19 protein-coding genes are annotated in these 19,287 nt (G+C 63.6%); 9 read left to right on the top strand and 10 right to left on the bottom strand.

All coding sequences use genetic code 11. From position 1 onward, the window contains the following. Window positions 1–72: 72 nt before the first annotated feature. Together greA and LB513_RS22360 are read right to left on the bottom strand one after the other, a co-directional pair. Window positions 73–546 (bottom strand): transcription elongation factor GreA, encoded by a 474-nt coding sequence (gene greA, locus LB513_RS22365; protein WP_224665705.1) that lies wholly within the window; start codon window positions 544–546, stop codon window positions 73–75. A 252-nt stretch (window positions 547–798) separates the two neighbouring features. Then, window positions 799–1,350, bottom strand: coding sequence for a tetratricopeptide repeat protein (locus tag LB513_RS22360; RefSeq protein WP_224665704.1), 552 nt, complete (start codon window positions 1,348–1,350; stop codon window positions 799–801). A gap of 143 nt (window positions 1,351–1,493) precedes the next feature. Here LB513_RS22360 and LB513_RS22355 point away from each other — a divergent pair, with 143 nt between their 5' ends. The 3 genes from LB513_RS22355 (at window position 1,494) to LB513_RS22345 (ending at window position 4,124) form a co-directional block, all read left to right on the top strand. Next, window positions 1,494–1,919: a DUF3775 domain-containing protein gene (locus LB513_RS22355; RefSeq protein ID WP_224665703.1), complete on the top strand. Its 426-nt coding sequence runs from the start codon at window positions 1,494–1,496 to the stop codon at window positions 1,917–1,919. A gap of 714 nt (window positions 1,920–2,633) precedes the next feature. Further along, entirely contained in the window at window positions 2,634–3,221 is a 588-nt protein-coding gene (locus tag LB513_RS22350; protein WP_224665702.1) for an extensin family protein, read from the top strand. A gap of 96 nt (window positions 3,222–3,317) precedes the next feature. Continuing rightward, window positions 3,318–4,124: an extensin family protein gene (locus LB513_RS22345; RefSeq protein ID WP_224665701.1), complete on the top strand. Its 807-nt coding sequence runs from the start codon at window positions 3,318–3,320 to the stop codon at window positions 4,122–4,124. A gap of 7 nt (window positions 4,125–4,131) precedes the next feature. Here the strand turns inward: LB513_RS22345 and LB513_RS22340 are convergent, their stop codons facing one another. After that, on the bottom strand, window positions 4,132–4,821 hold the full coding sequence (locus LB513_RS22340; RefSeq protein ID WP_224665700.1) for a gamma-glutamylcyclotransferase: 690 nt from the start codon (window positions 4,819–4,821) through the stop codon (window positions 4,132–4,134). 139 nt (window positions 4,822–4,960) lie between these two features. Here LB513_RS22340 and LB513_RS22335 point away from each other — a divergent pair, with 139 nt between their 5' ends. Together LB513_RS22335 and LB513_RS22330 are read left to right on the top strand one after the other, a co-directional pair. Further along, window positions 4,961–5,668, top strand: coding sequence for an LssY C-terminal domain-containing protein (locus tag LB513_RS22335; RefSeq protein ID WP_224665699.1), 708 nt, complete (start codon window positions 4,961–4,963; stop codon window positions 5,666–5,668). 146 nt (window positions 5,669–5,814) lie between these two features. Next, a complete protein-coding gene (locus tag LB513_RS22330; RefSeq protein WP_224665698.1) occupies window positions 5,815–7,125 on the top strand; it encodes a hemolysin family protein in 1,311 nt (436 codons plus the stop codon). Between the two features lie 14 nt (window positions 7,126–7,139). Here LB513_RS22330 and LB513_RS22325 read toward each other — a convergent pair whose 3' ends face one another. The 5 genes from LB513_RS22325 to LB513_RS22305 all read right to left on the bottom strand — a co-directional run bounded on the left by LB513_RS22325 (window position 7,140) and on the right by LB513_RS22305 (window position 12,656). After that, window positions 7,140–8,054 carry a DMT family transporter gene (locus tag LB513_RS22325; protein WP_224665697.1) on the bottom strand — a complete coding sequence of 305 codons (915 nt, stop codon included), beginning with the start codon at window positions 8,052–8,054 and terminating at the stop codon, window positions 7,140–7,142. 245 nt (window positions 8,055–8,299) lie between these two features. After that, window positions 8,300–9,862: a DHA2 family efflux MFS transporter permease subunit gene (locus LB513_RS22320; RefSeq protein WP_224665696.1), complete on the bottom strand. Its 1,563-nt coding sequence runs from the start codon at window positions 9,860–9,862 to the stop codon at window positions 8,300–8,302. A 7-nt stretch (window positions 9,863–9,869) separates the two neighbouring features. After that, entirely contained in the window at window positions 9,870–10,973 is a 1,104-nt protein-coding gene (locus LB513_RS22315; protein WP_224665695.1) for an HlyD family secretion protein, read from the bottom strand. Further along, window positions 10,970–11,524 carry a winged helix-turn-helix transcriptional regulator gene (locus tag LB513_RS22310; protein ID WP_224665694.1) on the bottom strand — a complete coding sequence of 185 codons (555 nt, stop codon included), beginning with the start codon at window positions 11,522–11,524 and terminating at the stop codon, window positions 10,970–10,972. Before LB513_RS22310 ends, LB513_RS22315 begins: the two co-directional genes overlap by 4 nt. Before the next feature lie 526 nt (window positions 11,525–12,050). Next, window positions 12,051–12,656: an NADPH-dependent FMN reductase gene (locus tag LB513_RS22305; RefSeq protein ID WP_224665693.1), complete on the bottom strand. Its 606-nt coding sequence runs from the start codon at window positions 12,654–12,656 to the stop codon at window positions 12,051–12,053. Between the two features lie 104 nt (window positions 12,657–12,760). Between LB513_RS22305 and LB513_RS22300 the strand changes: the two genes are divergently transcribed. Next, the gene (locus tag LB513_RS22300; RefSeq protein ID WP_224665692.1) at window positions 12,761–13,129 is read left to right on the top strand and encodes a winged helix-turn-helix transcriptional regulator; all 369 of its coding nucleotides are present in this window, start codon (window positions 12,761–12,763) and stop codon (window positions 13,127–13,129) included. A 488-nt stretch (window positions 13,130–13,617) separates the two neighbouring features. Here LB513_RS22300 and LB513_RS22295 read toward each other — a convergent pair whose 3' ends face one another. Then, window positions 13,618–14,013, bottom strand: a complete 396-nt coding sequence (locus LB513_RS22295) for an acyl-CoA thioesterase (protein ID WP_224665691.1) — start codon at window positions 14,011–14,013, stop codon at window positions 13,618–13,620. 226 nt (window positions 14,014–14,239) lie between these two features. Here LB513_RS22295 and LB513_RS22290 point away from each other — a divergent pair, with 226 nt between their 5' ends. From LB513_RS22290 to LB513_RS22280, 3 genes are read left to right on the top strand one after another with little or no spacing between them, the layout of a single operon-like run. After that, window positions 14,240–15,856 (top strand): GMC family oxidoreductase, encoded by a 1,617-nt coding sequence (locus tag LB513_RS22290; RefSeq protein WP_224665690.1) that lies wholly within the window; start codon window positions 14,240–14,242, stop codon window positions 15,854–15,856. Then, window positions 15,853–17,064 (top strand): mandelate racemase/muconate lactonizing enzyme family protein, encoded by a 1,212-nt coding sequence (locus tag LB513_RS22285; protein WP_224665689.1) that lies wholly within the window; start codon window positions 15,853–15,855, stop codon window positions 17,062–17,064. The genes LB513_RS22290 and LB513_RS22285 overlap by 4 nt, the downstream gene beginning before the upstream one ends. Continuing rightward, window positions 17,061–17,978, top strand: a complete 918-nt coding sequence (locus tag LB513_RS22280) for an NAD(P)-dependent oxidoreductase (protein ID WP_224665688.1) — start codon at window positions 17,061–17,063, stop codon at window positions 17,976–17,978. The genes LB513_RS22285 and LB513_RS22280 overlap by 4 nt, the downstream gene beginning before the upstream one ends. A gap of 330 nt (window positions 17,979–18,308) precedes the next feature. Here LB513_RS22280 and LB513_RS22275 read toward each other — a convergent pair whose 3' ends face one another. Beyond that, complete coding sequence (locus LB513_RS22275; protein WP_318011209.1) at window positions 18,309–19,247, bottom strand: diacylglycerol kinase family lipid kinase; 939 nt, start codon at window positions 19,245–19,247, stop codon at window positions 18,309–18,311. Window positions 19,248–19,287: the final 40 nt, after the last annotated feature.

Raw genomic sequence — 19,287 nt, 5'->3', positions numbered from 1 at the left:
TTCACTCGGATAGGGCCAACCCCGGCAGAGCAATGAGGGGCGGCGCCAACCTAGCCAGCCCGGACACTGACCCTAGATGAACTGAACCTCGACGATCTCATACCCCCGGGCACCGCCAGGCGCGTTGACCTCGATGGCGTCGCCGACTTCCTTGCCGATGAGCGCGCGCGCTATGGGCGAGGAGATGGAGATGCGGCCGGATTTCACGTCGGCCTCCTGGTCGCCGACGATACGGTAGGTCTTCTTCTCTTCGGTGTCCTCGTCGACCAGCACCACGGTGGCGCCGAACTTGACCTTGTCGCCGCTGAGCTTGCTGACGTCGATCACTTCGGCGCGGGCGATATAGTCTTCGAGCTCATTGACGCGGCCCTCGTTCAGGCTCTGCGCCTCCTTGGCGGCATGGTATTCGGCATTCTCTGACAGGTCGCCATGCGAGCGCGCCTCGGAGATCGCCTCGATGATGCGCGGCCGCTCTTCCTGCTGGCGCCAGCGCAGTTCTTCCTTCAATGACGCGAACCCTTCGCCTGTCATCGGAACCTTGTTCATGATGCCTGACCTTTCCTGCTGCCACCCCCGCGTTTCGGGGAAAGCCTTCTCTCGATGGTAAAAAAGAAAACGGCCCGCCAGCCTCGGCCTAACGGAACCGCTTCACCACAATTTCCCAAGATATAGCAATCTTTCCGGGTTTTTCACGTCCAAAAGTTGGTTTCGCGAAAATCGTTCCAGCTTTCATCCGATGGCACGCAGAAAAACGGCCGCGATCGCTCGCGGCCGCATCATGGAGCGCTGTGAGCCTGTTCAGCTCCTCATGAAATGGTCGATCTGCTCCGCCAGCATGCCGTATTCGCGCGAACCCTTGCCGGTCCGCTTCTCGATTTCCTTCAATTGCAGCTGTGCGCCGGCCAGGTCGCCGATCTGCAGATGCGCCTCACCGAGATACTCGCGTACCAGCGTGTAGTCCGGGTCGATGCGCAACGCCTCCTCGTAATAGCCGAGGCCAACGGTGACACGGCCGGAATGGCGGTGCGAATAGCCGAGATAATTGAGGATGCGCGGGTCCTGCTTGTTGGCGGCGAGGCTGAGCACGGCGATCGCTTCGTCATAGCGCCCGGCCATCGCCAGCGCATGACCTGCATCATAGATGCTGTCGTCGTCGAGCATTCCTTCCTGAGGCGCGACACACTTTTTCTTCTTCTTGTCCCAGACTTCGCCCTTCTTGCATTTCGTCACGGTCTGGTCGCTACCGCCGCCCCCGCCGGAACTATCGCCGCCCGCGGCAAACGCCGGCACGGCAAAGAGCTGCAGCGTAAGTAGCGCGGCGGCTGCCTGAATGAGCACTCTTTTATGCATTGAAGCCTCCTTGGGGGGTGGGAATGCAACACTAACGCTGGCCGGCACGCGTTTCATCCCGCAAAAGCACCTGGTAGAACATCAGGTGACGGGCGCGCGGCAAATCCGCTATCATCCGGAGACGACCTGATGGGAGACGGCCTGTGCAGAGGCGGCTGGAAAAAGACTGGGAGCTCTCGATCGGTCCCGATACCGTGCGCCTGTTCATTCTCAAGGCCAAGGGTCTGAGCGCCGCGATCAATGAGGATTACGCCGATGGCGCCGAGCACGAGGTGGAACTCGACGCTGAATCCCATGTCAGCCATCACCATGACGGGCTTGCCGAGGAAAGCTCCGAAAATCTGGCCGAGGAAGAACTGCGCGAACTGATCAACGACCTCAACGTGGACGAGGCGGCAGAACTGATAGCGCTGGCCTGGCTGGGCCGCGGCGACTACGACGCTGCCGAATGGAGCGACGCCGTGTCGGCGGCGCGCGAGCGCGGCAACAGGTACACGGCAAAGTACCTGCTCGGCATGCCGCTGCTCGCCGACTTGTTGGAGGAAGGCCTGGAGCAGATCGGCGCGTGACGCCGCGTTTACGGTTCGTGATGGGACGGAGGCAACCTCCTGGCGCGCGCGCCGTTGTCGGACATGGGGTGTGCCTTTTTCCGGATCTGCAGGATCTTATTTGCCATCGCCGTTACCGCGGCGCTGGTCGCGCCTGCAGACGCCAGACATCGGCATGGGCACTACAGGCCGCTGGCGCAGCCGCTTACGCAAAGGGCCGACCAGCCGTTGAAGCCGAGAAGCAAGCAGCGGCCGCGGTCTCGCGCCGGCCACCGACATAAGCCACACCAAGTACAATCGAAAATGCAGGGTCCCCCGGCGCCATCGTCTGGCGTCATTGCGCCGCCGGTTCCCGCCACTGTGCCGGTGCCCGAGCAGCGTCCAGACACGCCAACGGCAGACGATGCCGCGAAGAAGGAACCAGCAACGGTCATCCCGACGCCCACCCCCGCGCCGGAAAGGACCGAGGAAGAAAAACCCGAACCTGAACAAAAGATCGATCGGCAAGAGCAGGCGCAGCCGGCGCCGTCAGCCCCGGCGCCATCAGCCGATACGGAAAGCGAACCGGAACCGGCTGAAATCATACCTCTGCCGACGCCGAGGCCCGACATTACCGAACCCCAAGGCCCGGAGACCGCCACACCCGCTCATCCAGATGTCCCCCAATCCGGGGCGCAGCCGCCCACGGTCACCCCGCAACCGCCGCCAAAGCCTGCCGATACCGGCGAGAAGAAAATGCTCCCCGACCCGCGCTCGGCGGATATGCCGGACGAAGAAATGCCCGCTGAAGAGGTCGCCTGCCGTGCACGCCTCAAGGGGCTCGGCGTCCAGTTCGAGGAGCACAAGGCGGAGAGCAATCCCGAAATCGGCTGTTCCATCCCCTATCCCCTGATCGTCAAGACGCTGGGCGGCTCGATCGGGATCGGTTCCGGGACGGAGTTGAATTGCCAGATGGCCGAGGCGGCGGCGCGGTTTGCGGCCGATGTCATCCAACCGGCGGCGAAAGCCGAATTCGGCGCCGATCTGAAATCGATCCGCCAGGCATCGGCCTTCGTCTGCCGTCCCCGCCATGGCACGAGGAAACTGTCGGAGCACGCCTTCGGCAACGCGCTCGACATCGCCAGCTTCACCCTGTCGGACGGCAAGACGATAGAGGTCGGCCCGTCGCCACCTGAGAAGGACGCAAAATTCCTCAACGCCGTGCGCAAGGCGGCCTGCGGGCCCTTCAAGACCGTCCTCGGACCAGGCGCGGATGCCGATCACTCCCTGCATTTCCATCTCGATCTGGAGCCGCGCCGCAACGGCGGCACCTTCTGCCAGTGATCTCGCCGCAATTCGGCCGCAGGCATGAACGCGCCCGCTGAGTTTTCCTTTACCCTTGATCGTTAAAATACCGGACATCTGGAATGGGATTCCACAATGTCGGGCAAACTACGCGACGTCTTTTGCGCCGCCGCGCGCCAGTCGAAAGCCCTGGCCATGGCGGGTGCCGGCCTTGCCCTCGTGACGGTTTCGGCCTGCAACACCGGCAGCGTGCTTTCGCTGCAGCCTGCCGTCGACGTCGGCACGCAAACCTCCACCGTCCCTCAATATACCGGAATGCAGAAGCTTGTCCCGTCCAACCCCTATATGACGCAGGCCGCCTATCCCCGCATGGACGAGCCGATGTCGCCGGTCGAACAGATGCCGGCCAGCGAGATCGATTGCCGTCAGCAGCTCAAGAGGATGGATGTGGCGTATACGGACATGGCGCCGATCCATGAAGGTCAGTGCGGCATCGACCATCCGGTCAAAGTCACGTCCATCGGCGGCATCCAGATGAAGCCCGCCGCCACACTGACCTGCGACATGGCCGCCACCTTCGCCGGCTGGACGAAGAACGAACTCGTACCTTCCGCCCGTTGGCGATATTTTTCCGGCGTCAGGACCATCCATCAGGGCTCCAGCTATTCCTGCCGCAACATTGCCGGTGAAGGCGTCCTGTCGGAGCACGGCAAGGGCAATGCGTTGGACGTCATGAGCATTGAGCTCAACAATGGCGACGACATCGACGTTCGCAAGCCCGGCCTGTTTGCCTTCCGCACCCGCGGCTTCCTCAACAATGTGCGCGCCGATGGCTGCCAGTATTTCACCACTGTTCTGGGGCCTGGCTACAATTACGATCACCGCAACCATTTCCATTTCGACATCAAGAACCGCAAGAGCGGCTACCGCGCCTGCCGGTAGCCGGAGATCAGGCCGGATCGCCGCTGGGGCCTGAAGCCATGATCTGCCGCGCCACCAGATCCTGGATTCGCCAGAGGTTCCTGTCCCGGATGCCACTTTGCTCAAGCATGCTGACGGTGCGGAACAGATACTGCGCCGACGAGCCCCAATGTCCCGCGGCCCGGGCCAGGGTGTCTGCTACCTCCTCAAGCGGCAGCCGTCCGGCATAGGCCCTGCCGCCGGGCGCCGCGACGAACGCCAAGGCACGCAGCGGCCCTTCCTTTGTCCTGATATTGATCCAGCAAGGCACGTTGGTTGGTGGGTTCGCATCGATTTCCCGGCGCATCAGCTGGCCGAGCTGCCCAAAATGATCTTCGTCTGGCAGCCGGTAAGCAATGCCGTTGCAGCTGCCGCCCCGGTCCAGAGCCAGCATCAAGGCGGGCAGGTCCGGCGTTCCGCGCCAACGCGTCAGTTTCAGGCAGAACGAGCGATGCCACCCCGGCGCCGTCGCCAGACGCTGTTCGACATGGGCGAATTCGGGGTTCCAGATCAGCGAACCATAGGCAAAGACCCACAGCGTTTCGGGCCGGTAGTCCGAAAGCAGCTGATCGACCAGTTCATCGTATTGCGCATCCGTGTGCTCGCTGGTCCCAGGTTCCGGCCCAGGATCTGGCTCGACGCGCTCCACCCGCGACACAAGCTCGGCGGTCAACGCCATTGACCTGCTACCTGCCGCCTTCCGTTCCATTGCAGCCCCCCGCGCAAAAACGATTGCCGATGATAGCCTGGCGATACGACGCTCGCCATTGATTTCGCGGTTCCCGGGGTGACAGATAATGCGACGGTTCGAGGGGAAGATGAGCCAGCGAAGCTTTCGGCGGCGAGCAACGATCTGGGCGGCCGCCTTATTGGTGGCCTGGCTGGCGCTCGCTTATGTCGCCGCGCCGGAATTCTGGACGTTGCGCGATCGCGGCTTCCGTGACCAGGGCTTCGAAATGGTGACGCACACGCCGCAAGGCATTCCCGGCGATCCGATCAATGTCGGCCTTGTCGGTACAGAGAAGGAAGTCATCCACGCTTTCGCCATCGCCAAGTGGGACACAGCCGACGCGGTGACCTTGAAGACAGCGATCGAGATCGGCGAAAGCGTCCTGTTCAACCACCCTTATCCCGACGCGCCGGTCAGCGCGTTGCTCTTCGAAGACCGCACCCAGGATCTCGCCTTCGAAAAGCCGGTCGGAGACAGCGCCGACCGGCGTCATCATGTCCGCTTCTGGCGCACCGCTGCGACCGGTGATGACGGCCGGCCGCTATGGCTCGGCTCGGCCAGCTTCGATCGCGGCGTCGGGCTGAGCCGCGACACCGGCGCCATTACCCACCATATCGGCCTTGACATCGATGCAGAACGGGACTTGCTCATCGACGACCTTCAGGCAGCCGGACTACTGGCATCGACAAGCGTCATCGCCGGCATCGGCGCCACCGAGACCGGCCGCAATGGTGGCGGCGATCCCTATTTCACCGACGGCAAGGCCTTGATCGGCATATTGAAGCCGACGCAATGAGACGCCTCGGGTAGCCACAGGTCTGCATTGAAACGGCGATGTTTCTTGGTGGGAACATGCGAAGCCCCCTGAGGGCTGGGCTGTGATTCTCCAAAAATCATGGCGAACTATTTTCGAAAACCGCGCCGCAATGCTATTGAGCCCCCATGCTGTATCTCGAAATTGCCATCGTGGTCGTCCTCATCTGCGTGAACGGCCTTTTGTCGATGTCCGAGCTCGCCATCGTTTCCTCGCGTCCGGCCCGGCTGAAGGCGATGATCGACCGCGGCATCAACGGCGCCGGCCGCGCGCTCGAACTCGGTTCGAACCCCGGCAAGTTCCTGTCCTCGGTGCAGATCGGCATCACGCTCGTCGGCGTCCTTTCCGGCGCTTTCTCCGGCGCCACGCTGGGTGAGCGACTGGCCCGATACCTGGGCTCGACCGGCTTGCGCGAGACGCTCGCCGATCCGCTCGGCGTCGGCATCGTCGTCGCCGTCATCACTTATTTCTCGCTGATAGTCGGCGAACTGGTGCCCAAGCAGATCGCGTTGCGCGATCCGGAGCGCGTCGCGGTGCGAGCCGCTCCGGCGATGACGATCCTTGCCACCGTCTCGGCGCCCCTTGTCTTCCTGCTCGATTTTTCGGGCCGCGCCATATTGTGGCTGCTTGGCCAGCGCGGCGAAAGCGAAGAGAAAGTCACCGACGAGGAAATCAAGATGCTGGTTGCCGAGGCCGAGCATCACGGCACCATCGAATCGGACGAACGGCGCATGATCGCCGGCGTCATGCGGCTTGGCGACCGCGCCGTGCGCGCGGTGATGACGCCGCGCACCGAGGTCGACTGGATCAATCTGCAATCCGACGAAAACGCTATCCGAAAGCTCCTGATGGAAACCCAGCATTCGCGCCTGCCGGCTGGCGATGGCGGCGTCGACGTGATGGTTGGCGTCGTGCAGACCCGCGACGTGCTGGCCGCGCTGCTCGCCGGGCGCCCGCTCGACCCAAGCAGGCATGTGCGACCCGCGCCCATCGTCTACGATCAGGCCGACGCGCTGGACGTGCTGCAGAAGCTGAAGGAATCCGACGTGCCGATGGCGCTGGTGCATGATGAATACGGCCATTTCGAAGGCATCGTCACGCCGGCAGACATATTGGAGGCCATCACCGGCGTCTTCCGCGCGGACACCGACGCCGGCGACGAGGAGAATGCCGTCAAGCGGGAAGACGGATCATGGCTGCTCGCCGGCTATATGCAGGCCGACGAGATGGCCGATATCCTCGGCATCGATCTGCCGGAAAACCGCGACTACGAGACCGTCGCGGGTTACGTCCTGTCGCACATGCACCATCTGCCGGCCACCGGCGAATGCGTAGACGCGCAGGGCTGGCGCTTTGAAGTCGTCGACCTCGACGGCCGCCGCATCGACAAGCTGATCGCCACCCGCCTGCCCAGCGCCCACCGTGAACCGGTGCGCTGACGCCACTCACGACCTCACATCGCGGCTTCGATCGGTTCGGCAAGTTTCGGGTTCGAGCGCGCCGCGATCAGGCAACTGGCCACGATCAGGCCTGCCCCGGTCAGCGTCGTCCACGTCACCTCCTCGTCGAAGAAGAACCAGCCGAGCGCGATCGCCCAGATGAACGCCGAATACTCGGTCGGGATCAGATACTGCGCCTCGGCGCGGGCGTAGGCCCAACTCATCAGAAACTGCCCCGCTAGGGAAAGCATCGTCACGCCGGCCAGCAAGAGCCAGAGCCGGCTGGGCAGGACAATGGCGAGCCAGGGCGCAGCCAGCGCGAGCATGATCGCCACGCAAAGGTTCTGGAACAGCATGATTTCGATCGGTTTGGCCACCTGCGCCTGTTGCCGCGCGAGGATCAGATTGTAGGCGTAGAACAAAGTCGAGGCCAGCACCGCGATCGTGCCCAGCATGGCGTCCCTGGTATGGCCAGCATCACCGAACTGTCCGCCCACGATGACCGCAACGCCGGCAATGCCGGCGGCGGACGCCCAGATCGCCTGACGCTGTATGCGCTCGCCCAGCAGAACAGCAGCAAGCAACAGCGCGATCAGAGGCGCGACGAAGCTCAGCCCGATCGCCTCTGCCAACGGCAGCCTGGCAAGGCCCCAGAAAAAGGACAGCAGGACAATGCCGGCGACCACCGCGCGCAGCGCATGCAGTTTGAGGACGGCGAGCGTGGGACGCGAGCGCGGCCCCACGGACCAGCCCGCGCCGGCGCAGACGGCCGCAAGCGCGCTGCGCCACAGCAGGGTGTTGTAGACCCCGGCGGCGATGACCAGGGTCTTCATCGCGGCGTCCATAGCCGACAGTATCAAGATGCCAAGCGCGCAGACCAGCACCGGGATCGTTGGGGAGATTGGGCCGGCCAGGCTGGATGACTTCACGGATTTGCTCGAGCGAGGGATCGCAGCCTGACATATCAGGGCAAACTGGCGCGGCCAGATGGCAGCCCCGCCCATGTGGCGGTCCAACGCCGTCGGTCGGGCGCATGATCGGAGCTCGAACTTTTTGCCGCCCTGTCGATTTCTCCACGCTCGACGGCGGCAGCCGCCGTCATCGGGCGTACGAGCCGCGTGGGCAACCAGCTCACCTTGCCCGCAGTCGCCGCGAACCGGTCCGGTGGACCGCCTCAGTGAGCGTCCGGTGGCGGCGCCTTCGGTGTGACATTGCGCAGGAACGGAACCAGCGCGGTCGCAAGCACGAAGGCGACCGCGATCGCGAGGAATGCATCGGCGTAAGCCATGGTCGATGCTTCGCGGTAGGCCAGCGCCCAGAGTTGCCTCAACGAAGCGGTGTGACCATCGGCGACGGCGCCGGGCAACTGGCCGTAACGCAGCGCGACATTGTCGACCAGCCGCATGGCGGCCTCGTTCTGCGGCGTCAGATGCGAGGCGATCGTCAGGAAATGGAAGTTGGTGCGGTCGTTCAGGATCGCGCCACAAATGGCGATGCCGACCGCGCCGCCGAGATTGCGCATCGTGTTGAACAGGCCGCTGGCATATTTCAGCCGCTCGGGCGGCAGGCTTCCCAGACCAAGATTGACGCTCGGCGCCACGGCGAAGACCTGCGGGAAGCCACGAAACAGTTGCGGGATCAAGAGCTCGGCCGCACCCCACTGGCTGGTGATGGCGCTGAAACTCCACATCGACGCGCCGAAGGAGGCAAGCCCGAACATCATCAGCCAGCGCGTGTCGAAGCGCCTGGCCAGAAAGATATAGACGGGAACGCCGACCATCGACGCGACACCGGTGGAGAAGACCGCGAGCCCGGTCTGCAAAGCGTCGTATCCCCTGACATAGCCGAGGAACAGCGGCGTCAGATAGATCGTGGCGAAGATGCCGATGCCGGTGACGAAGGACAGGAAGCAGCCAAGGGCGAAATTGCGGTTGCCGAAGGCGCGGAAGTCGACCACCGGCTGCGAATAGGTCAGGCTGCGGATGACGAACAGAACCATGGTGATGCTGGCGACGATAGCGCCGTTGCGGATCGTCGCATCGTCAAACCAGTTCCAGCGCGATCCCTCTTCCAGGACATATTCCGCAGTACCGAGGCTGACCGCCATCAGCGCCATGCCGATATAGTCGGCGCCCTTGAGCAGCGATAGGTCGGCCTTGTCGATCTTGACCAGCACGGCGACGAGGATGGTGATGATCGTGCCCGGAATGACGTTGACGTAGAACAGCCAATGCCAGCTCAGCGTGTCGGTGATCCAGCCGCCGATGACTGGCCCGAGCGTCGGTGCAATCGAGGCGATGCTGCCGACCACCGCGGCCGCATAGACCCGCCTCGGACCCTGGAAATAGTGGAACGACGAGGTGAAGACCGTCGGGATCATCGACGCGCCGAGCAGCCCTTGCAGCGCGCGGAACACGATCATGCTTTCGATGCTCCAGGCGAAGCCGCACAGCATGCTGACGAGCGTAAAGCCGGCCGCCGAGATGGTGAACAGCCAGCGTGTCGAGAACACCCGGGTGAGCCAGCCCGACAGCGGAATGACGATGATCTCCGCCACCAGATAGGAAGTCTGCACCCAGCCGATCTGGTCCTGCGCCGCCGACAGGCCGCCGCCAATGTCCTGCAGCGAGGACGCGACGATCTGGATGTCGAGCAGCGCGATGAACATCCCCACGCACATCACAATGAAAGGCAGGATGCTGGCGATGAAGGATTGTGGTTCGGCGCGCTTGGGCATGGCGTCCTCAGTACGAGCCGGTATCGACAGTCACGACGGTGGACAGACCCGGCCGCAGCGCGACTCTGTGCGCCTGGTCCGGATCAATGGCGATCCGCACCGGAACGCGCTGGACGATCTTGGTGAAATTGCCCGTCGCGTTCTGCGCCGGGATAACGCTGAAGATCGCCCCTGTTGCCGGTCCCAGGCTGGTGACATGACCCTTGAGCGGCGCATCGGGGGCAATGTCGGTATAGACCGTCGCCGCCTGACCGTCCGCCATGCTGCGCAGCTGGTCCTCCTTGAAATTGGCATTGACCCACAGGCCCGTCTCCGGGACGATCGTCAGGAGATAGCTGCCCGGTGACACATAGGTGCCGACCTGCGCCAACCGGTTGCCGACGAGGCCGTCGATGGGCGAGCGGATCTGCGTGAAGCCGAGATCGAGCTCGGCAGTATCGAGATCGGTCCTGGCGGCCGCCACGGCGGCAGTTGCCTCCGCAATTTGCGTGTTGAGCACAGTGGACTGTTGTTTGGCGGCTGCAAGCCCGGCGCGCGCGGCGGCGACGGAAGCCTTGGCCTGGCCGTCGGCGGCGAGACTTCGCTGCGCGTCCTGCTGCGAGCCCGTCTTGGTGCTGGCCAGCGCCGCATAGCGTTGAGCGTCCTGTGCGGTGAACGTAGCGGCGGCACTCTTGGCTTCGAGATCAGCCTGCGCTTGTTCGATCAGCGAATTCTGCAGCGAGACCTGGGCACGGAGATTGTCGAGTGCCGACTGCTGCTGCTGGACGGATGCCTGCGCACGCTCGACCGCCGCCTTGAAAGGCCGGTCGTCGATGCGAATGATGAGTTGGCCGGCGGCGACATGCTGGTTGTCCTCGACGAGGATCGCATCGATGTGCCCGGCGACCCGTGGCGCCAGCGGCGTGACGTTGCCGCCGACATAGGCATCGTCGGTCGACACGAGGAAGCGGCCGGCCTGCCACCACTGAAAACCATACCAGCCCGCGACGCCGATCGCGATCGCGGCGCCCAGCATGACGAACGGCTTGCGCCAGTTTTTGGCCGGCGCGGGAATCTGGACGACCGACGGCTGCGCTGGCTGCAACTCGGCTGCGGAGAGAACCTTGTTCATTTGCCCAACGCCTCTTCGCGGCTTTGATCAACCAACCTGTTGTCGATAAGCGGCAGGCCGGAGGCCTCGCTGCTGAAGCGATAGCGCCGCCGCATGCGATCGGTGGCCCTAGGTGTCGTCGCCATGGTGAAGCTCTCGCTGTCGAGTTGCCTGCCGCTCTCTCGGTCGACCAGCGCGGGCTCGGCCCAGCGCCCATCAGCCTTGTCCACCACCACAAGGCTCGGGCCCTCGGGCGCCAGATGCTTGTTGCCCCAGGCAAGCAGGGAGAGGAGCACCGGGCGAAAATCGCGCGCCTTGGCGGTCAGCACATATTCATGGCGAAGCGGCCGCTCACAGTAGACGCGCTTTTCGAACAGCCCACGCTCGACCAGGCTGTTCAGACGGCGCGTCAGAATGTTGGGCGCGATCTCGAGGCTCTTTTGAAACTGATCGAAGCGCGTCAGCCCCTGGAACGCATCCCTCAGCAACAGGATGCTCCACCACTCTCCAACCTCGTCGAGGCTGCGCGCTATGGGGCACGGGCGTGTTTCGAAGCTTGTTTTGGCAACCATGGCCGAGGTCTCTTTCAAGATGAAAGTGACTCTTAGCTACGTTAGTTGCATTATGCAAGTCACTCGCGCGTGATGACTGGAGCCAGCGCGGCGCGGCAACTCCGGATCGGCGGGAAAGATGGCAGCGACGTGCCGTCAGGATGACTTTGTCAGGTGCTCGCGGGCTTGACGTCGCCGAGGCCATTGCCCGCATCGCGGACCTTCAACGGAGCACGTCCCCCGCGCGTGGTCGTGGGCCAACCCTTCGGCGCCGACGACAGCAACGCCAAGACGGACCGATCGAAGCCGAGCTGCTTGAGGGTCTTGGCCTCGGTTTTCTCGACGGAGCGCGGAAGATCGGGAGGGCGGCCTGAACAGGCGAGCTGGGCGAATTCATCAGACCTACGCTCTTGGCGACCTGCACATTACCTCCTTGCGAGACGGCTATGCCGACATACAACGCCAGCTTTCGATTTGGACCGCTGTAATTGAAAAGGGCGGCGCACGCGCCGCCCAACATCCTTGGGAGGACGATAATCGGGCCCGATCAGGCCGCCTTGATTTCCTCGTCGATAGCGTCGGCCTTGCGCGCGGTCTTGAGCGCCTTCGCCCACCAAACCACGTCGTTGATCAGCGCCGTTGCAGCCTGGTTCAGATGCTCGATCTCGTCGAGCTTCTTCTCGACCTGGCGCACCGCGAGGAAGTCGCCCCAGGCGATGTGAACGGCCGACTTGACCGGCGCCATCTGCAATTCAACTGCAATCATGCGAAGCTGCTCGACCGCGCGGGCGCCGCCGACGCTGCCATAGCCCACAAATCCGGCCGGCTTCTTGTTCCATTCATTGGCGGCATAATCGAAAGCATTCTTCAGCACGGCCGTGGGAGCGTGGTTGTATTCGGCGGCGGTGAAGATGAAGCCGTCATATTCGGCCACCTTCTTCTGCCAGCGAAGCGCCACTTCATTCGTCGACGGCACCCAGGCGGAGGATGCGACCTCGTCGAAGAACGGCAGCGGAAAATCACGCAGATCGACGACGTCGACATCGATATCGGCATGCGCTTTGGCGATCTTGGCAATCCACGCGGTCGGAACGTCGGCGAAGCGCGCGGCGCGTGTCGAACCGACAACGATGGCGATCTTGGGTTTTGACATGAGGGAGTCTCCTGGTAAGCGATCCTGGGCAGATGACAGTGGTATCGTTTGGATACCGGCGCTATATGAGATACTGTCAACTCCCGACGCAAGGAGGCACCGTTTTGTTACTGAGGCACCCGCACAACACCGAGGACTGTCGCGCCGTATCGGAAATCCTGCAGCGCGTAGGCGACAAATGGACCGTGCTGGTCGTCGGCAAGCTCGGCGGCGGACCGCTCCGCTTCAATGAATTGCGCGCCGCTGTCGGCGGCATCTCGCAGAAGATGCTGACCACGACATTGCGCGGACTGGAGCGCGACGGCTTCGTTATCCGCACCGTATTCCCGACCATACCGCCGCGCGTCGACTATGAGCTGACCGAACTCGGCCATGAATTGCTGGTTCCGGTCAGCGCCCTTGGCGAATGGGCACGCCGGAATACGCAACGCGTACGGGAAGCGCGCGAGAAGTTTGACGACATGCATGCCTGAAACACTTGCGTGGCAAGGCCATCGGCGCTGCGAAAGACATCGCCTGGCAGCAAGTGAACGCCTGAAACGCGACGGCGCAGCCCACGTCGTGGTGTTCGAGCCGGGTCCACGCCGGCGCTGTCTCGACGCGGATGCTTGTGAGGACAAAGGGCGCGCGATTCAGGCCCCTGGTTCAAGACCTCGGCAAGTCGCCGCGCCGACCGCGATCTTCGCGGTCGGCTTTCCGGCATCTGTAGCGCCATGCAGGCAAGAGATATGCGCAGGCGCTCCCCTGACTTCCGTATAAGCGGTGAGGCCGAGCAGGCAAACCAGGACGAGCATGGCGGCCACGAGCCAGCCGTTCAGTATGTGTTGACGCATTGTTTTCCCCCGTAGCCACCAGAATAGGCCCGGGAGGAAACCATCGGATGTCGCGCGACGCATCGCCCGCATGGGCGATGTTACAATCGTCGGGCCGAGAGCAGGGAATTGGGAGAAACGTGGGCTCTTCAGCTCTCGGCTGGAACGGCCTTCGGCTTGCCCTGGCCGTCGAGCGCTACCATGACGAAATCGGCATGCGTTACCTTCTCCATCAGGTCGGAAAGGTAGCGCTGCGCCCAGGCCTCGACCTTGAGCGTCATCGAGGTGCGGCCGACGCGTTCGACATGGGTGTAGATGCAGAGCGTGTCGCCGATCTTCATCGCCTTGGCGAACGACATTTCCTTGACCGCGGCTGTCACCACACGGCCCTTGGCGCGTTCGGCCGCACGGATGCCGCAGGCAAGGTCCATCTGCGCCATCACCCAGCCGCCAAAGATATCGCCCGCCGCGTTGGCGTCGGAAGGCATGGCCAGCGTGCGCAGGGTCAGGTCACCGATCGGCCGTCCGTCCGCGTAGTGCACCATGCGAATAATCCTTGAAGCGAGATTGCCCCGATCCCGTACCGCCATGGCGCGGACCGGTCAACGCAATCCGCCAGCCAGCTTTGCTCCAATATCGCTTGCCTTGCAGCATTGTCGCCGAACGCGCCGGTCGGTCGCATTTTTCACAACCCATGCCGGAAGGTGCCGCGATTGGAGAACGCGCCCCGTCTAGGCTGGCGCCTGATTTCCGGAGCCGTCCATATCCATCATGCAGACCTATGATTTCATCATCGTCGGTTCCGGTTCGGCGGGCTCCGTCCTCGCCGACAGGCTGTCTGCCTCGGGCCGCTTTTCAGTGCTGGTGCTGGAGGCCGGCGGCACCGACCGCCGCTTCTACGTGCAGATGCCGCTTGGCTACGGCAAGACCTTCTTCGACCCAGCCGTCAACTGGAACTACAAGGCCGAACCGGATCCCGGCCTGGCCGGCAATGCCGATCACTGGCCGCGCGGCAAGCTGCTCGGCGGATCGAGCTCGATCAACGCCATGGTCTGGATCCGCGGCGCGCGCGAGGATTTCGACGCCTGGGCCGCGGCGGGCAACACGGGCTGGAGCTACGACGATGTTCTGCCCGCCTTCAAGGCTCTCGAGGACAACCAGGCAGGCGCAGATGCATGGCGCGGCATCGGCGGCCCGCTGCATGTCACCGACTGCTCTGACGCCGTCCACCCCCTGACCCGGCGCTATCTTGCTGCTGCCCAGCAAGCCGGCCTTCCGCTCAACCCCGACTTCAACGGTGCGGCCCAGGAGGGTGTAGGCGTCTACCAGATCTCGACCAGGAACGGCCGCCGCATGTCGGCGGCGCGCGCCTTCCTACGCCCGGCGATGAAGCGCGCCAATCTCCGCGTCGAGATGAACGCACTGGCGACCCGCATCCTGTTCGAGGGCAAGCGCGCGGTCGGCATCGAATATCAGCAGCATGGCCAGACGAAATCCGCGCGCGCCGGCCGCGAAATCATCCTGTCGGGCGGTTCGGTCAACTCCCCGCAGTTGCTGCAGCTGTCCGGCGTCGGCCCTGCGGCGCTGCTCGGCGGCCTGGGCATCCCGGTCGTCCACGCCAATGAGAATGTCGGCGCGCATCTGCAGGATCACGTCGGCATCAACTACACATTCAAGGGCCGGCTGCCCACTCTCAACCAGATCCTGCGCCCCTGGTGGGGCAAGCTGCTGGTCGGCATGCAATATATCCTTCTGCGCTCGGGCCCGCTGTCGCTGTCCATGAACAATGCGGGCGGCTTCTTCCGCACCGACCCGGCCGCGGCGCGCCCCAACATGCAGCTCTATTTCCAGGCCTTCTCGACCGTCATCCCCAAGAGCGGCGAGCGGCCAATCCTCACGCCCGACCCTTGGCCGGGTTTCTCCATCGGCCTCTCCAACTGCCGACCGTCGAGCCGCGGCGAGATCATGATCCGGTCCAGCAATCCGCTCGACTATCCCAGGATAACGGCCAACGCCTATTCGACCGAGGCCGATGTCGCCGAGATGCTCGACGCGGTAAAGTTCGTGCGCAAGATCGCCTCGATGCCGGCCATGGCCGAGATCATCGAGGAAGAGGTCCTGCCTGGTCCCTCGGTGACCTCCGACGCCGATCTGATCGCCGATTTCAGGAAGCGCTCGGGCACCGTCTATCACCCCGTCTCGACCTGCCGCATGGGACCTGATCCCGAACGCGCCGTCGTCGATCCGCGCCTGAAGGCGCACGGCCTCCAAGGCCTGCGCGTCATCGACGCTTCGATCTTTCCCGCCAACATCACCGGCAACACCAACGCCGCTTCGATCATGACCGGTTGGAAAGGTGCGGAACTGGTTCTGGAGGACCATAAATGAAGATCACCGACGTCAAGACCTGGGTTGTCGGCAACCCGCCGCCAGGCATCGGCGGCAAGTATTTCATCTTCGTCAAGCTCACCACCGATAGTGGCGTGGTCGGCTATGGCGAGGCCTACAACGCCACGTTCTCCGCCCATGTCACAGCGGGGATGGTCGAGGACATGGCGGAGCGCTACCTCGTTGGACGCGATCCGCACGATATCGAGAATTTTTTCCGCCGGGCTTATTCCTCGGGCTTCACCCAGCGGCCCGACGTTTCCGGCATGGGCTGTTTCTCGGCGCTTGAAATGGCCTGTTGGGACATTATCGGCAAGGAGGCCGGCAAGCCGGTCTACAACCTCCTCGGCGGCCAGGTGCATGAAACGCTGCGCTCCTACACCTACCTTTATCCGCACACCGGCAGCGTCCATTCCGAGGACGCGCATGGCAAGAACGTCTACAACGACCCCGATCTCGCCGCCGCCTGCGCCCTCGAATATGTCGAGCAGGGGTTCAACGCGGTCAAGCTTGACCCGGCGGGCCCCTACACCGCTTTCGACGGCCACCAGCCGCGCCTCGTCGACATCGACCTTTCCGCCCGCATGGTGAAGGCCATACGCGAGGCGGTCGGCACCCGCGCCGACATATTGTTCGGGACGCACGGCCAGTTCACCGCCTCCGGCGCGCTGCGCATGGCGCGCGCCATCGAACCTTATGATCCCTTGTGGTTCGAGGAGCCGGTGCCGCCGGACATGCCCGAAGTGATGGCTCAGGTTGCCCGCGGCACGTCGATCCCGATCGCCACCGGCGAGCGGCTGACGACCAAGTTCGAATTCGCCCGGGTCATCGAGAACCGCGCGGCCACCATCCTGCAGCCGGACCTCGGCCGCTCCGGCGGCATTCTGGAAACCAAGAAGATCGCCGCCATGGCCGAGGCCTATCACATCCAGATCGCGCCGCATTGCTATTGCGGGCCGATCGTCGGCGCCGCCAACATCCAGTTGGCGGTGACGCTGCCCAATTTCCTCATCCTGGAATCGCTTAAGCAGTGGGACGGTTTCCACGCGACGCTGCTCAAGAAGAAGATCGAATGGCAGGACGGCAACGTCATTCCATCGAAGGAACCGGGCCTTGGCGTCGAGCTCGACGAAGCGGTCTGCGAGGCGCATCCCTACGCCGGCAAGGACCTGCATCTGCAGATGATGCAGACGCCTCTGATGCCATGAGCGGAAACTACGCCTTTATCGGACTTGGCCATCTCGGCGGCAATCTTGCCGCAAGCCTGCTCCGCAAAGGCTTTGCCGTCACCGTCTTCGACCGCGACCCCGACGCGGTCGAGCGCCTTGTGGCGCTGGGCGCCATGGCCGCGAGCAGCCCTGCCGAGGCGGCTGGCAAGGCCGGCAATGCCATCACCTGCCTTCCCTCGCCAAAGGTCAGCCAAGCTGTGTTGGGCGGTCCGGGTGGATTGCTCGAAGGACTGCCGAAGGCCGGCACCTGGATCGAGATGTCGACCAATGGCCGCGACGAGATCATCCGCCTTGCCGCGCTCGCCTCGGCCAAGGGCGTCGAGACGCTGGAGTGCCCAGTCACCGGCGGCGTCCATTTGGCGGCAGTCGGCAAGATCACCGCTCTGGTCGGTGGCGATGCGGCGCTCTACGAGCGTCATCGCCCTGCCATCGAAGCGATGTGCGCAAAGTCGTTCCTGATGGGACCGATAGGCTCGGCCGCGGTGATCAAGGTGATTACCAACATGCTGGCCTTCATCCATCTCGTTGCCGCCGGTGAGGCGCTGATGCTGGCCAAGCAGGGCGGGCTCGACCTCGCCCAATCCTACCACGCCATCGTTGCCTCCTCCGGCAACAGCTTCGTCCACGAGACCGAAAGCCAGCTCGTCCTCAACGGCTCCTACGACATCGGCTTCACCATGGACCTGGCGCTTAAGGACCTCGGCTTCGCCTTGGGCATGGGCAGGGATTTCGGCGTGCCGCTCGATCTCGCATCACGTGTCAACGCGATTTTCGAGCAGGGTAAGCAAGCCTATGGCGGCGGCGCCTGCTCGACGCAGATCGTCAAATTGCTCGAGGACGCCGTTGGCACCGACCTGCGAGCTCCTGGTTTCCCGGCAAAGCTGGAGATTTGAACGGGCCTGACGATCAAGCAAAATCAATATGTTGAGTAATGATCCGGAATCATTCGCGCAGCCAGTTGAATCAGAACTGCAGCGTCTCGGTTTAAGCTGCATTACCCGAGACAATTAGCGATACCAGCCATCAATTCGTCATACTCAGGCTTGACCCGAGTATCCATTCCGTGACCCTGCAGACAGGCTCGACGGTGGAGAAATACTGCACCGTTACCGCGCTCGCAGGTCCCGCATGGATCCAAGGGTCTCCGCGACGGAGCTTCGCTCCTGCTCCGCCCTGGGATAACGACATTGTGGGAGGCACCACGCCTCTGGCAACGCGTTGCCTCAATATCTCAGCGTCAGCGCCCCCGGCAAAATCTCAAAAGTCGCGGGAATACGCCCGGGCGACTCGCCGTCTATGTCGACCAGCGCGCCGTTCTTCTCGACGTCCCCCAGCGGCTCGACCACCACTTTCTTGCCGCGCAGGATGGTGATGGCCGGATGGTTGCGGTGCCGTCCGCCATAGAGCAGGCGGATGTCCCAGATCAGTTTCACCTTGCTCGCCGCCCGCAGGATGACGATGTCGAACTGGCCGTCGATGAGGTCGGCGTCGGGCGCGATCATCATGCCGCCGCCGAAGAATCTGCCGTTGGCGACCGCCACCAGCGCCATACGCGCTTCGACCGGCGTGCCGTCATCGATGGTGATCCTGACGTCCTGGAAGCGGTAGCGCATGAACTCGACGACGGTGCGCCACAGGAACAGAGTTTTGGCCGACATCCTGCCCTTGCGCTTGTCGGCATTGACGGCGCGGTCGGTGGCACCCGAAAGGCCGAGACTGGCGATGTTGATGAAGTGGCGGCTGGCCAGCGCGCCATGGTCGTCGATGTAGCAGATGCGCCCGGCGTCGACGCTGCGGGCCTTTGCCTCGGCGATCCGCTGCAGCATCGCATCCAAATCCTTCGGCAGTCCGAGCCCGCGCGCAAAATCGATGCCCGTGCCGCAGGGCAGCAGGCCGAGTTCCACTGTCCGGCCACTCTCCTGAAAGGCCTGCAACAGCCCGTCGGCCACCTCGCTGGCTGTGCCGTCGCCGCCGGCCGCGATGACCAGGTCGAACCCGCTGGCGGCAAGGTCGAGCGCCAGCCTCTCGGCATCGCCCTCGGCCTGCGTCTCGCGCAGCTCGAAATCACCGAAGTGCCTTTTCAGCGAGGCGGCGGCCTCAGGCCAGCGCCGTTTCAGCCGGCCGCCACCAGCAATTGGATTGAGGACCACCCCGACCTTCAGGACCCGCCCTCCCCGGCGCCGAGCATGCAGCGCTCGATCG

This window comes from Mesorhizobium sp. ES1-1 (genome assembly GCF_020164785.1).
GTDB lineage: Bacteria > Pseudomonadota > Alphaproteobacteria > Rhizobiales > Rhizobiaceae > Mesorhizobium.
This window is presented reverse-complemented; position numbering and strand designations above follow the sequence as displayed.